The sequence below is a fragment of the Stenotrophomonas sp. TWI377 genome, from assembly GCF_039674525.1.
GTDB lineage: Bacteria > Pseudomonadota > Gammaproteobacteria > Xanthomonadales > Xanthomonadaceae > Stenotrophomonas.
Window position 1 is genome coordinate 157,732 of record NZ_JBDJNT010000001.1, and the last position, 13,666, is coordinate 171,397.

At 66.8% G+C, this 13,666-nt stretch carries 12 protein-coding genes and 1 pseudogene; 7 read left to right on the forward strand and 6 right to left on the reverse strand.

Going from position 1 to position 13,666, the window contains the following annotated elements; all coding sequences use genetic code 11:
* Nucleotides 1–95: 95 nt before the first annotated feature.
* The 3 genes from infA to ABE546_RS00700 all read right to left on the reverse strand — a co-directional run bounded on the left by infA (nt 96) and on the right by ABE546_RS00700 (nt 2,274).
* Nucleotides 96–314 (reverse strand): translation initiation factor IF-1, encoded by a 219-nt coding sequence (gene infA, locus ABE546_RS00690; protein ID WP_005409596.1) that lies wholly within the window; start codon nt 312–314, stop codon nt 96–98.
* A gap of 86 nt (nt 315–400) precedes the next feature.
* A complete protein-coding gene (aat, locus tag ABE546_RS00695; protein ID WP_346462280.1) occupies nt 401–1,150 on the reverse strand; it encodes a leucyl/phenylalanyl-tRNA--protein transferase in 750 nt (249 codons plus the stop codon).
* Nucleotides 1,147–2,274: a GNAT family N-acetyltransferase gene (locus ABE546_RS00700; RefSeq protein WP_346462695.1), complete on the reverse strand. Its 1,128-nt coding sequence runs from the start codon at nt 2,272–2,274 to the stop codon at nt 1,147–1,149. The genes aat and ABE546_RS00700 overlap by 4 nt, the downstream gene beginning before the upstream one ends.
* Nucleotides 2,275–2,674: 400 nt before the next feature.
* On the opposite strand from ABE546_RS00700, the gene ABE546_RS00705 reads away from it, so the two are divergent.
* Nucleotides 2,675–2,956, forward strand: coding sequence for a hypothetical protein (locus ABE546_RS00705; RefSeq protein WP_346462282.1), 282 nt, complete (start codon nt 2,675–2,677; stop codon nt 2,954–2,956).
* A gap of 135 nt (nt 2,957–3,091) precedes the next feature.
* On the opposite strand, the gene trxB is transcribed toward ABE546_RS00705, so the two are convergent.
* Nucleotides 3,092–4,054, reverse strand: coding sequence for a thioredoxin-disulfide reductase (gene trxB, locus ABE546_RS00710; protein WP_121036780.1), 963 nt, complete (start codon nt 4,052–4,054; stop codon nt 3,092–3,094).
* 255 nt (nt 4,055–4,309) lie between these two features.
* Here trxB and ABE546_RS00715 point away from each other — a divergent pair, with 255 nt between their 5' ends.
* The 6 genes and pseudogenes from ABE546_RS00715 to ABE546_RS00740 all read left to right on the forward strand — a co-directional run bounded on the left by ABE546_RS00715 (nt 4,310) and on the right by ABE546_RS00740 (nt 11,649).
* Nucleotides 4,310–6,667, forward strand: a complete 2,358-nt coding sequence (locus tag ABE546_RS00715) for a DNA translocase FtsK (RefSeq protein WP_121036781.1) — start codon at nt 4,310–4,312, stop codon at nt 6,665–6,667.
* Between the two features lie 78 nt (nt 6,668–6,745).
* A pseudogene (locus ABE546_RS00720) lies at nt 6,746–8,714 on the forward strand (DUF3857 domain-containing protein).
* Nucleotides 8,715–8,821: 107 nt separating this feature from the next.
* The gene (lolA, locus tag ABE546_RS00725) at nt 8,822–9,460 is read left to right on the forward strand and encodes an outer membrane lipoprotein chaperone LolA (protein WP_070471577.1); all 639 of its coding nucleotides are present in this window, start codon (nt 8,822–8,824) and stop codon (nt 9,458–9,460) included.
* Between the two features lie 121 nt (nt 9,461–9,581).
* The gene (locus tag ABE546_RS00730; RefSeq protein ID WP_313211037.1) at nt 9,582–10,883 is read left to right on the forward strand and encodes a replication-associated recombination protein A; all 1,302 of its coding nucleotides are present in this window, start codon (nt 9,582–9,584) and stop codon (nt 10,881–10,883) included.
* Nucleotides 10,883–11,281, forward strand: a complete 399-nt coding sequence (crcB, locus tag ABE546_RS00735; RefSeq protein WP_313211036.1) for a fluoride efflux transporter CrcB — start codon at nt 10,883–10,885, stop codon at nt 11,279–11,281. Before ABE546_RS00730 ends, crcB begins: the two co-directional genes overlap by 1 nt.
* Nucleotides 11,282–11,376: 95 nt before the next feature.
* Complete coding sequence (locus ABE546_RS00740) at nt 11,377–11,649, forward strand: hypothetical protein (RefSeq protein ID WP_019184750.1); 273 nt, start codon at nt 11,377–11,379, stop codon at nt 11,647–11,649.
* On the opposite strand, the gene ABE546_RS00745 is transcribed toward ABE546_RS00740, so the two are convergent.
* The gene (locus ABE546_RS00745) at nt 11,642–12,535 is read right to left on the reverse strand and encodes a LysR substrate-binding domain-containing protein (RefSeq protein WP_313218297.1); all 894 of its coding nucleotides are present in this window, start codon (nt 12,533–12,535) and stop codon (nt 11,642–11,644) included. The two genes, ABE546_RS00740 and ABE546_RS00745, sit on opposite strands and share 8 nt — an antisense overlap.
* Nucleotides 12,536–12,586: 51 nt before the next feature.
* Complete coding sequence (locus tag ABE546_RS00750) at nt 12,587–13,624, reverse strand: WYL domain-containing protein (RefSeq protein WP_346462284.1); 1,038 nt, start codon at nt 13,622–13,624, stop codon at nt 12,587–12,589.
* Nucleotides 13,625–13,666 lie beyond the last annotated feature (42 nt).

The following is a 13,666-nucleotide window of genomic DNA, read 5'->3' on the forward strand; positions in this document are numbered from 1 at the left end:
CGCTTGGCAGGGTAAGGCCGCTGCCGGCGGAATGCCGCCCACGCGAAAAGGCCAGCACCTGGCTGGCCTTCTGGCGGGAACAACCCCCGGACCGCTTATTTCATGCGGTAGGTGATGCGACCCTTGGTCAGGTCGTACGGGGTCATTTCGACCTTGACGCGGTCGCCCGTCAGGATGCGGATGTAGTTCTTGCGCATGCGGCCGGAGATGTGGGCGATGATTTCATGCCCATTTTCCAGTCGTACGCGGAAAGTGGTGTTCGGCAGCGTCTCGCTGACGGTGCCTTCGAACTCGATGGAGTCGTCTTTCGACATGTAGTCCTGTGCAGTTCTGTAACCGGCCGAGCTGGCCTGAAGAGCGGGCATTTTACGCGCGTCGGGCGTTTGATGCAAAGTTTTGGTTAAGGCCGGTCCGGATCAGCGATTTCGGCGGCGGCCAGTGTGCCGAACAAATCCACCCAATCGCCTGCGGCGGCTGGCTGTTGGACCTGTTCACGGATCAGTGCGAGGAAGCGCTGCCGGGGCCAGTGCTCAGCGCCCATGCGCAGCAGGTGGTCATTTTCGACCTGCGCATCGATCAGCGGCCACCCCCAGCTGGCCAGCCGATGGGCCAACCCGGCCAGGGCGACCTTGGAGCCGCCCGAGACCGCACTGAACATGCTCTCCCCAAAGAACATCCGCCCGATCGCCACCCCGTAGATGCCGCCGACCAGGGCATTGCCATCGAACACCTCCACCGAGTGCGCGAAGCCGAGCCGGTGCAGGTCGACGTAGGCGTCGCGCATGTCGCGCGTGATCCAGGTGCCGTCCTGGCCTGGGCGCGGGCTGGCCGCACAGGCATTGATCACCTGCTCGAAACAGGTGTCGGCCCGCAGCGTCCAGGTGCTCTGCCGGAGCGAGCGGCGAAAGCGGCTGGACAGGTGCACGCCGTCGGTACGGAACACCATGCGCGGGTCCGGCGACCACCACAGCAGCGGCTGGCCTTCGGAGAACCACGGAAAGATACCGCCGGCATAGGCATTGAGCAGCCGCACCGGCGAGAGGTCGCCGCCGAGCGCCAGCAGGCCATCCGGATCGCGCAGCGCGGTCTCCGCGGGCGGGAAGGGAGCGTCCGGCGCATCGTCCAGGCGCCAGGGCAGCCGGCGGGTCATGCCAGGTCGGCCTTGAACGGACTGTGCGACGCCAGTACACGTGCGTAGTGGGCGACCTCGGCGCGCTCCTGTGCGCACCACGCAACCAGTGCCTCGGCAAAGGCGGGCTCGGCGATCCAGTGCCGGCTGCGCACCCGGTGCGGCAGGAAGCCGCGCGCCAGCTTGTGCTCACCTTGGGCGCCGGGCTCGAAGCGGGCCAGTCCTTCGCGCAGGCAGTAGGCGATGCCCTGGTAGTAGCAGGTCTCGAAATGCAGGCCGGGCAGGGTGGCGCCGCCCCAGTAGCGCCCATAGAGCGTGTCCGCGCCACGCAGGCAAAGCGCACCGGCGACCGGCTCGCCATCGAGCACGGCCAGGAACATCACCAGCGCGCGCGGCATCGTGCGGGCGAGATGCTGCAGGAACGGCAGCGTCAGCGCGGGCGAGTTGCCGTACTCGGCGAAGGTCTGCAGGTAGAAACCGTGCATGGCGCGCAGATCGGCCTCGGTCGCCTCATCGCCATGCACGATGCGATACGTGACGCCGCTGCGCGCGAGCCTGGCGCGTTCCTGGCGGATGTTCTTGCGGTGCTTGTGGTCCATCGCGCCGAGGAAGTCGTCGAAGGTCTGCCAGCCACCGGGGTTGTGCCACTGGAACTGGATGTCTTCGCGCAGCAGCCAGTCCGGGCTGAAGGCGGGGTCTTCCTCGGCGGGGTGGAAGTTGATGTGGGCCGAGGACCAGCCCAGGCGTGCCACTTCGCCCGCCAGCGATGCCAGCAGCGCGCCACGATCCTCCGCTGTGCCGGCAAGTAGACGCGGGCCGGTCACGGGCGAATACGGCACCGCGCCCAGCCACTTGGGGAAGTAGTCCAGCCCGTGCTGGGCGTACGCGTGCGCCCAGGCGTGATCGAACACGAACTCGCCGTGCGAGTTGTCCTTGAGATAACCCGGGATCGCCGCGACCAGGGTGCCCCCGTCCCACAGGGTGAAGTGGCGCGGCCGCCAGCCCCATTCGGGACGCAGGCAACCGTGTTCTTCAAGGCCGGCGAGGAAGGCGTGCGACAGGAACGGGTTGCGGCCGTCGTGCAGGGCGTCCCAGGCGGCGGCGGGGACATCGGACAGGCGATGCAGGAAACGTGGATCGGGCATGGGCAGAGGATAGAGCAGGTTGACGAAAAGCGCGCTGGGAGAGGTGGTGCCGATGAAGCGATCGAGCGTCATCAATCCTGCGTCTGGCACCTCGCCCATGTTGCGACGACGCTCAAGGTCGGACATCCACAGGTCATCGCAAGCTGGCGGTGCGCTCATCAAGAGTGCATTCATTAGGGGATTGGCGATGAAGAAGGATCGACTGCGTGGCAGGACGGCGGCCATGTACTTGCTTGTGGCAGCTTGGGGGCTGGCGATAGCGTCGCCTGTGGGTGCGTCCCCGCCCGGCATGGAGAGTGATCGGGAGCTTGATGCGATGTTGTCAGGACGCGCTCAGCGGTCTGTAGATGCCTTGGTGGCCCAGGGAAAGGCGCCTCCAGGGATTCAAATTGAGGCGAGGATGGACCTGGTGACGCGCATGGTCATTGTCGATGTGGTGAGGGGGTATGTGCCTGCCAGCCCAGGTGCGGAGATGGAAGATTTTGAAGGCGGCATTACCAATGATCTGTTGGAGCTTGCCCGGACGGTGTCGCCTGCATCGGGCGCTCTGTTCCGGTACGGTGGGAAAGACCTTTACCACCTCTTTCCCTCTGAGCAGCCAGTACCGCCAAAGTCGACGTTCCAGCGGGGCGCCTCCGATGCAGTGGCGGTTTCAGCGGGACCCAGGCAATGGAAACCTTGAGGGCTGCCGCACAGTCCGTGGCACTCAGTGCCATCCGTTCAGCGGAAGCAGGCAATTCAACGGTGCGGCGGGTTGCATAAAAAAAGGGCGGAGATCACGTCTCCGCCCTTGTCGCTGCGCGATACGGGCGACAGATCAGCTCGCCTGACCCTTCGCATCCAGATAACGCTCGGCATCCAGCGCGGCCATGCAGCCGAAGCCGGCCGAGGTGATCGCCTGACGGTAGTGCTGGTCGGCCACGTCGCCGGCGGCGAACACGCCTTCCACCGAGGTCTGGGTGGCGTTGCCGCCCAGACCCGAGCGGATGTCCAGGTAGCCGTTGTTCATGGTCAGCTGGCCATCGAACAGGCTGGTGTTGGGGTGGTGGCCGATCGCCACGAAGAAGCCATGGGCCTCGATGTCACGGGTGCTGCCGTCCAGCGTGGACTTGACGCGCACACCGGTCACGCCGGCCTCGTTGCCCAGCACTTCGTCCACCTGGTGGTGCCACACGGTTTCGATCTTGCCGGCGGCGACCTTGGCGAACAGCTTGTCCTGCATGATCTTTTCCGCCTTGAGGGTGTCGCGGCGGTGGACCAGGTAGACCTTGCGGGCGATGTTGGACAGGTACAGGGCCTCTTCCACGGCGGTGTTGCCGCCGCCGACCACGACCACGTCCTGGTCACGGTAGAAGAAGCCGTCGCAGGTGGCGCAGGCGGACACGCCGCGGCCCTTGAAGGCCTCTTCGCTGGGGATGCCCAGGTACTTGGCGGTGGCGCCGGTGGCGATGATCAGGGCGTCGCAGGTGTACTCGGCGCTGTCGCCGATCAGCTTGAACGGGCGCTGGGAGACATCAGCGGTGTGGATGTGGTCGAAGATGACCTCGGTCTCGAAGCGCTCGGCATGCGCCTGCATGCGGGTCATCAGGTCCGGGCCCATCAGGCCGTGTGCATCTCCAGGCCAGTTGTCCACCTCGGTGGTGGTCATCAGCTGGCCGCCCTGCTGCAGGCCGGTGATCACGACGGGCTTGAGGTTGGCGCGCGCGGCGTAGACGGCGGCGGTCCAGCCGGCCGGGCCGGAACCAAGGATCAACAGGCGGGAGTGCTTGGAGTTGCTCATGTAAGCTCGCAATAGAAGGTAGGGCGGGACACTGGCAGGGTGATTGCGCGGCGTCCGAGCGAAGTCATAGAGTGGCGGCAGGGGCGGGGCGATTCAAGGCGCGCAGTGGAACGCGGCGACCCGCCAGGCACGACGCCCATTCCGGTGCCGGAGTTTTGACGCTGGCCGTGCCGGCCAGCGGCCGGCACCTACCGGGGTGGGATCCAGTCGTTTATTATCAAGCACTAACAGTGCATTCCCAAGGTGTGGTCTAAGGTGGCGAAACAGGTCCCGGAACGAGCCAAGGCGTCCGACAGCAAGGCAGCGCCGCGCAAACCGGCCGGCGAGGACAATCCGCGCCGACAGCGCCTGTGGCGCGACCTGGGGTTGATCGCGGTCGCCCCGGCATTGCTGTATCTGGTCGCCAGTCTGTTCACCTACTCGGCCACCGACCCTGGCTGGTCGCATACCGGCAGCGTGGTCGCGCCGGTCCACAACATGGGCGGTCGCGCCGGTGCCTGGATCGCCGATGTCCTGCTGCAGCTGTTCGGCTACATGGCCTTCGTGCTGCCGATCGTGCTGGGCGCACTGGCCTGGATCGCGATGTTCGGCCTGAAGCGGGAAGCCAAGGGCGAGCATGACCTGGATCCGGCGCTGCGCCTGGTCGGCCTGGTCGGTTTCCTGATCGCCGGCACCGGCTTCCTGCATCTGCGCCTGTTCGTGGCCGATGTGGCCCATGCCGGCGGCATCCTCGGCAAGCTGGTGGGCAGCTCGCTCAGCGTCGGTTTCGGCGCATTGGGCGCCAACCTGTTCGTGCTGGTGCTGCTGCTGGCCTCGATCACCCTGGCCACGGGCATCTCCTGGTTCGTGGTGATGGAGAAGATCGGCAACTGGGTACTGGCGCTGCCGCCGCTGTTCAACAAGAAGAAAGAGCAGGCCACCGAGTGGCAGCAGACCCGCGCGATGCGCGAGGAGCGCCAGGAAGTGCGCAAGGTCGACGCCGAGGTCCGCGCCAAGCGCGAACCGGTCAAGATCGAGCCGCGCCCGGAGCCGGTGCTGGAGAAGAGCGACCGCGCCAAGCGCGAGACCCAGATTCCCATGTTCCGCGGGGTCAATGGCGATGGTTCGGACGTGCCGCCGCTGGCACTGCTGGACGATCCCAAGCCGCAGCCCAAGGGCTACGACGAGGGCACGCTGGAAACGCTGTCGCGCCAGATCGAGTTCAAGCTCAAGGACTTCCGTATCGATGCGCAGGTGGTGGGTGCCTATCCCGGCCCGGTCATCACCCGCTTCGAAATCGAGCCGGCCCCGGGCATCAAGGTCAGCCAGATCAGTTCGCTGGACAAGGACATCGCGCGCGGGCTGTCGGTCAAATCCGTGCGCGTGGTCGATGTGATTCCGGGCAAGTCGGTGGTGGGTCTGGAGATCCCCAACGTCACCCGCGAGATGATCTATCTCTCCGAGCTGCTGCGCTCCAAGGAATACGACAAGTCCGCCAGCGTGCTGACCCTGGCGCTGGGCAAGGACATCGCCGGCCGCCCGACCGTGGCCGATCTGGCGCGCATGCCGCATCTGCTGGTGGCCGGCACCACCGGCTCGGGCAAGTCCGTGGCGGTCAACGCGATGGTGCTGAGCCTGCTGTACAAGGCCTCGCCGAAAGACCTGCGGATGCTGATGATCGACCCGAAGATGCTCGAGCTGAGCGTCTACCAGGGCATCCCGCATCTGCTGGCGCCGGTGGTCACCGACATGAAGGAGGCCGCCAACGGCCTGCGCTGGTGCGTGGCCGAAATGGAGCGGCGCTACAAGCTGATGAGCGCGGTGGGCGTACGCAACCTGGCCGGCTTCAACAAGAAGGTCAAGGATGCCCAGGACGCCGGGCAGCCGATGATGGACCCGCTGTTCAAGCCCAATCCGGAACTCGGCGAGGCCCCGCGCCCGCTGGAGACGCTGCCCTTCATCGTCATCTTCATCGACGAATTCGCCGACATGATGATGATCGTCGGCAAGAAGGTGGAAGAACTGATCGCGCGCTTGGCGCAGAAGGCGCGTGCGGCCGGCATCCATCTGATCCTGGCCACCCAGCGCCCCTCGGTGGACGTGATCACCGGCTTGATCAAGGCCAACATCCCGACCCGTATCGGCTTCCAGGTCAGCTCGAAGATCGATTCGCGCACCATTCTCGATCAGTCCGGCGCGGAAACGCTGCTCGGCCATGGCGACATGCTGTACCTGCCGCCGGGTACCGCGTTGCCGGATCGCGTGCACGGTGCGTTCGTCTCCGATGAGGAAGTGCACCGCGTGGTCGAACATCTCAAGGCCAGCGGCCCGACCGACTACATCACCGGCGTGCTGGACGAAGTGCAGATGATGGGCGATGGCGTCGTGGTCGGCCCCGGTGGCCTGCCCGAGGCGGGCGGCGGTGGCGGCGATGAGTCCGATCCGCTGTACGACGAGGCCCTGCGCATCGTCACCGAAACCCGCCGTGCCTCCATCTCCGGCGTGCAGCGTCGCCTGAAGATCGGCTACAACCGTGCTGCGCGCCTGATTGAAGCGATGGAGGCGGCTGGCGTGGTCAGCCCGCCCGAGCACAATGGCGACCGCAGCGTGCTGGCGCCGCCCCCGCCCAAGTAACGCCGGGCGCGGCCTGGCTGCATGGAACCCGGGCGCTGCCCGGGTGTTGCCGAGCACAAGGAACCTGCAATGAAGCCGATGATCTGGACGATGCTGGGCGCCATGACGCTTGCGCCGGCAGTGGCGTGGGCCGATGCCCAGCCCGTGCCGGCACCCGCGGCACGCGCGACACCCGTTGCACCGACCACCCCGGGCGGGCAGGGCGGCCCGGCCGCGGGCGCTGAAGCGCAGGCCAGCAACAACTTCAGTTTCGTACGCTATCGTGCCGACTACGTGGTGCGCCCCGATGCGGGCAATACGCAGACCGAAGAGTACGACATCCTGCTCAAGACCAAATCGGCGGTCGAGCAGTTCAGCCAGGTGCGGCTGAGCTACAGCGAGAAGATGGAGACGCTGGAGGTGCTGCAGGCCTACACCCTGACGGCGGACGGCCAGCGCCGCGACGTGCCGGCCGACCGCATCTATACCCAGGAAAGCTATTCCAGCGCGGCCGCGGCGATGTACGCCGACCGCAAGGTGCGCGTGATGGTCTTCCCGAATCTGGCGCCCGGTACCCGCGTGGTCTACCAGACCCGGCGCACCCAGAACACGCCGTATTTCCCGGGCTACTTCGGCCTGTGGGAAACCTTCAGCGTGTTCACCCAGTACGACGATGCCCGCGTGACCCTGAGTGCGCCTGCCGATCTGCCCATGCAGGTGGAACAGCGTGGCGTGCAGGGCAGCCAGGCGCCGCGTGTGCGCAATGGCATGGCACGCTGGGAATGGACGTACCGGCGCACGGATCCACTGAAGGCGCAGAACTGGTCCGCCGCCGCGTGGGAGTACAGCCCCACCATCATGGCCAGTACGTATCGTGACTGGTCGCAGGTGGCGCAGGCCTATCAGCTCAAAGGTGGCGAGGCCGCCGCGGTCACGCCGCAGATCCAGGCGCTGGCCGACGAGCTCACCCGTGGCATCACCGACCGCCGCGAGCAGGCCGCCGTGCTGTACGGCTGGGTGGCGCAGAACATCCGCTACGTGGCGGTGTACCTGGGCAACGGCGGGCTGGAGCCCAACCCGGCGCAGAGCATCCTCGACAGCCACTACGGCGACTGCAAAGACCATGTCGTGATCCTGGAGGCGTTATTGGCTGCGCGGGGCATCCAGAGTACGCCGGTGCTGATCGGTGCCGGCGGTGGGCCGACGCTGCCGGCGATTCCGCTGCTGGGCCGTTTCGACCACGCCATCACCTACATCCCCGAGTTCGACCTGTACCTGGACTCGACCGCGCCCTATGCGCGTGTTGGCCAGTTGCCCGAGGGCGATCTCGGTGCGCCGGTGCTGCATACCAGCCAGGCCGTGCTGGCGCGCACCCCGGCCAACGATGCCTCGCGCAACGGCACCGGGATCGAGGCGGCGTTCCGGTTCGATGCGGCGGGCAATCTGTCTGGCCAGACCGTGCTGCACCCCAGCGGCGTGACCGAAATTGGCATGCGCGGCGCCTTCGCGCGGCTCAACGCGCAGAACCGGTGCCGAAGAATCGATGATGGCCGCGTCCGGCTTCGACGGCAGTGGCGCACTGACACTGCTGGGCGACCCGCAGGACCTGACCCGGCCGTTCAACTTCCGCTATGACTTCCAGGCCAGCGACTACGTCGATTTCGGCGCGGTCGGCGGGATGGGGGTGCCTGACGCACCGGGGAGCCAATCGTTCCGCGACCTGTACGCCAGCACATCGGCGCCGGACAATGCCACGCCGTTCTACTGCAACGACAGTCTGCGCGATGAGCGCTACCAGCTGACCTTCCCGGCCAACGTGCCGATCGTGGCGATTCCGCGCAGCCAGCACTTCGCCAACGCGGCCGGTGAGTATCAGGTGGAGTGGACGCGCGAGGGACAGGTGATCACCGCGCGCCATCGACTGCACCAGCGCGCCGTGGGCGGGGCCGATGCGCTGTGCCTGCCGCAGGACTATGCCGCCTTCCGCGAGCTGTACCAGCAGGTCCGGCGCGGGTTCCGTGGGCAGGTGGTGTACGGGGATCTGAAGACGGTGCAGGCTGGCCCGTGAGGGCACTGGATGGATCTGGTTTCCAGCGCATAATGTGTCCCTGATCGCCCATTCAGGATTGAATGGGCACACTGCCTCCCATCCTTCCTATTCGCCTGGATACCCGCATGCACACCACTTTCCGCCGCTCCCTGCTTGCTGCCACCCTGGTTGTCGCCAGTGTCGGTTCGGCGTCGGCCTGGGCGGGCGCCCGTGATGAGCTCAACCGCTTCACCCAGGGTCTGAAGGGCCTGGACGGGCAGTTCAGCCAGCAGGTGTTCGACAGCAAGGGCAAGGTCAAGGAAACCACCAGCGGCCGCGTTGCGTTGTCTGCGCCGCGCCTGTTCCGCTGGGAGTACATCAAGCCGCACGAACAGTTGATCGTGGCCGATGGCAAGAAGGTCTGGGTGTATGAGCCGGACCTGGAGCAGGCCAGCGTGCGCCCGCAGGGCCAGGAAGAGCAGAACAGCCCGCTGACCGCCCTGATCAATCCGGCGCTGCTGGACAAGCAGTACGACGTCAGCGAAGAGGCGGCCGTGCGTGATGGCCTGCAGTGGCTGGCGCTGAGCCCGAAGCGTGATACCGATACCGCTTTCCAGTACGCCGCACTGGGCTTCAATGGCCAGGGCCTGGCCCGCATGGAAGTCGTGGATGCGGTTGGCCAGCGCACGGTGATCAGCTTCACTGGCTGGAAGCGCAACCCGAGCTTCGCCTCGGGCACCTTCAGCTTCACCCCGGCCAAGGGTGTGGACGTCATCGGCGAATGACGGTGTAGTGCCGGTCGCTGGCCGGCATGCCCGCTGCAATCTGCCGCGATACACTAGACACGTGGCCAGAAACCGAACGACTTTCAATGGGCCCGATCTGCTGACCGTGGATCGGGACAACATGCGTCCGCTCGCCGAGCGGATGCGCCCGCAGACGCTGGACGAGATGGTGGGCCAGAAGCGCCTGCTCGCACCGGGCAGCGCGCTGCGCCGGGCGGTCGAGTCCGGCCATGTGCACTCGATGATCCTGTGGGGCCCGCCAGGCTGCGGCAAGACCACGCTGTCGCTGCTGCTGGCGCATTACGCCGATGCCGAGTTCCGCGCGATCTCCGCCGTGCTGTCCGGCCTGCCGGAGGTGCGCCAGGTGCTGGCCGAGGCCGCGCAGCGCTTCGCCGAGGGGCGCCGCACGGTGCTGTTCGTGGACGAGGTGCACCGCTTCAACAAGGCCCAGCAGGATGCGTTCCTGCCGCACATCGAGCGCGGCACGATCGTGTTCGTGGGCGCCACGACCGAAAACCCCTCGTTCGAACTGAACTCGGCGCTGCTGTCGCGCTGCCGCGTGCACGTCCTGGAGTCGGTGTCGCCAAGTGACATCGTCGAGGCGCTGGAACGTGCGCTGCAGGACACCGAGCGCGGCCTGGGCGCGGAGCATCTGCAGGTGGCACCCGAGGCGTTGCTGGAGATCGCAACCGCAGCCGATGGTGACGTCCGCCGTGGGCTGACGCTGTTGGAGATCGCGGCCGAACTGGCCAGCGGCGACGGCGGGCGGATCAGTCCGGAGATGCTGGTGCAGGTGCTGGCCGATCGCACCCGTCGTTTCGACAAGGGCGGCGAGCAGTTCTACGACCAGATCTCGGCGCTGCACAAATCCGTGCGCAGCTCCAACCCCGATGCCGCGCTGTACTGGCTGACCCGCATGCTCGATGGCGGCTGCGATCCGTCGTACCTGGCAAGGCGCCTGACCCGGATGGCGATCGAGGACATCGGCCTGGCCGATCCGCGCGCGCAGTCGATGGCGTTGGAGGCGTGGGATATCTATGAACGCCTGGGCAGCCCGGAGGGCGAGCTCGCCTTCGCGCAACTCGTGCTTTATCTGGCCAGTACCGCCAAATCAAACGCCGGCTACGCCGCCTTCAACAAGGCCAAGCAGGAAGTGCGCGAGACCGGTACCCAGGAGGTTCCGCTGCACCTGCGCAACGCGCCGACCAAGCTGATGAAGGAGCTGGGCTACGGCAAGACCTATCAGTACGATCACGACGCGGACGGCGGGATTGCGCTGGATCAGACCGGCTTCCCCGATGCGATGGGTGAGCGCGTGTATTACGAACCGGTGCCGCGCGGGCTGGAGATCAAGCTGAAAGAGAAGCTGGACCGCCTGCGTGCGGCGCGGGCACAGGCGCGGGCAGAGAAAGGCGCTGATTGATGGAAGGCCTGGGCCTGTGGTGGCAGCAGCTTGGGCTGGTGATGGCCGGTGGCGCACTGGGCGCGGCGCTGCGTTTCATGATCGGCGATGCGATGCTGCGCCAGTTCGGGACTGGCTTCCCGTGGGGCACGCTGACGGTGAACCTGGTCGGCGCGTTCGTGGCGGGTTACGTGATGATCTGGCTGCAGAGTCGGGGCACGGCCGCAGTGTACTGGCGCGCCTTTCTGATCGTGGGGATCGTGGGCGGGCTGACCACGTTCTCCTCGATGATGCTCGAGTCGCTGGTGTTCACCCGTACCGATCGCAGCCTGATGGTGCCGCTGTACCTCGGGGTGAGCCTGGTCGGCGGGATGCTGCTGGTGTGGGCGGGCGCGCGCGTGGCAGAGGCGTGGCGCTGACGCTTGCGTCGCAAATGCAGAAATCCACGGAAAACGCTGGATTAAAGTGATGTCTCACGATATCGTGCGCGCCCCCGTTTGCATCCTCGTCCGTCATGCGCGATGAACAAGACCCCGGAACACTGGAACTGACGCTGCCGCGCAAGCGCGGCCGTCCGCCCACGTTCGGCTACGCGATGACCGATGCGCAGCGTGCGGCACGCTACCGTGCGCGCCGCGCCGGCCAGGCCGGTCACGCCGATGTGCGCAACTGCAGCGACATGGTGCTGCTGGACAAGATCCGTGCCTCGATCACCAGCAAGGACCCGGAGCTGACCGGTTTCCTGGTGCACGTGCTCTGGCAGCGCTACCCGCTGCAGCTCAAGTAGGCGCGCCCGCCCGCTCCTGGTTGAGCAGCTTGGCCAGGCGCAGTGCCAGCGCCTTGACCAGCGGGTCGGCGGTGGCGCGATGGAGCAGGGCGATCTCGAACGTATCGATCGGCGGCAGGCCCTGTTCGGCGCCGAGCACGGTGTGATCGCGACTCAGGGCGCGTGCCGGCAGCAGGCTGATGCCCATGCCATCGGCTACCGCGCCCTGGATGCCACTCAGGCTGGAGCTGGTGAAGCTGATCCGCCAGCGGCGGCCGAGTGCTTCGATGGCATCGATGATGTCGTCGCGATACAGCCCGCGCGGCGGGAAGGTGACCAATGGCACCGGATCCAGGCCGATGCAGCCATTGCGGGCACTGTCGATCCAGACCATGGTCTCCGGCCAGCAGGCAACGGCGGCGCGGCTGTTGCGGCGCTGCTTGACCAGGATCAGATCCAGTTCGCCGTGATCGTAGCCATTGGCCAGGTCGCGGCTGAGGCCGCTGGTGACTTCGAGCTTGACCTGGGGGTGCTCGCGGTTGAAGGCGCCCAGCAGCTGGGTGGTCGCGGCGCTGACGAAGTCCTCCGGCACGCCCAAGCGCACCGTGACGGCCACCGTGGTGCCGGCCAGCGCTTCCAGCAGCTGATCGTTGAGCGCCAGCAGCTGACGCGCGTGGCCCAGGACGAGCTGCCCGGCATCGGTGGGGTGCACGTCGCGGTTGCCGCGCACCAGCAGTGGATGGCCCGCCATCTCCTCCAGCCGGCGGATCTTCTGGCTGATGGTGGATTGGGTGGAGTGCAGGCGTGCGGCGGCGGTGGTGAAGCTGGCGCAATCGGCCACCATCACCATCGCGCGCAGCAGATCAAGATCGAACAGGGTGCGATTCGGTTTTTCACTGGCGGTCATGCTGCCATTGTGGAGCGCAATGGCAGCGGCCGCCATGGCAATGCAGGGCGGCTAATCGCCCGTGGGCATCGGCTCGGCATCGGCAGGGCGCTGCGTCAGGCTGCGGGCCACCCGTTCGGCGGTCTGGCGAAGTCGCTCGATGAGCGCTGGTGGTCCCAATACCTCGAACTCCAGGTCCATGGCCAGCAGCCAATAGATCACCGAGCCAAGCGGGTTGGCGCCGCAGCGCAGCAGGCAACGCCCCGCATCCACGACCTCCAGTACGCCAGCCGATACGGGAATCTGCTGACGCAGGGCAGCCAAGGGCGCGTGCAGGATGATCCGCGCCTCGTCGGGGTACTGCCCGAGCGACAGTGCCTGGGCGACCCACTGGCGCAGATCGCCTTCGCCGGGCCCGGCGCGCGGCGCGAAATGCGCGCCCACCACGGGCGTGCTGGTGATGCGATCGATGCGGAAGGTGCGCCAGTCGTCGCGTGCAGGATCCCAGGCGACCAGATACCAACGCCGGTCCGTGTGCACCACGCCTTGGGGCTCCACCTGACGTGAGCTTGGCTGGCCATCGCGGTCGATGTACTCGAAGGCCAGTTGCAGCTGGTCGCGGCAGGCGGCAGCCAGAGTGGTCAGCCGGCCGGCATCGACCAGCGGGCCAATCTGGTCCGTCGGCAGGATCGCCGAGCGCAGCGCGTCCAACCGGGGGCGCAGGCGCGGGGGCATGGCCTGCTCAAGTTTGACCAGCGCGGTGATCGCGGTCTGCTCGATGCCGCTGATCGTGCCGGTCACGGCCGTCCGCAATGCGATCGCTGCTGCGAGGGCTTCCTCATCGTCCAGCAGCAGCGGAGGCAGGGCGCGGCCCGGCCGGAAGGCATACCCGCCGGCGACACCGGTGCTGGCGTGGATCGGATAGCCGAGCTGGCGCAGCCGGTCGATATCCCGGCGCAGGGTGCGCGGGTGGATGTCCATGCGTTCGGCCAATGCGCTGCCGCTCCAGTGGGTGCGGGATTGCAGCAGCGACAGCAGGATCAGCAGGCGGGCGGAGGCGGTCAGCATCGAGAAAGCGTAGCAGCCATTGCGGGCGGGTTCTGTCCGCAAGGGTGGCTAGCCTTGAGGCCACGGTGCAGGACCACTTCGGTC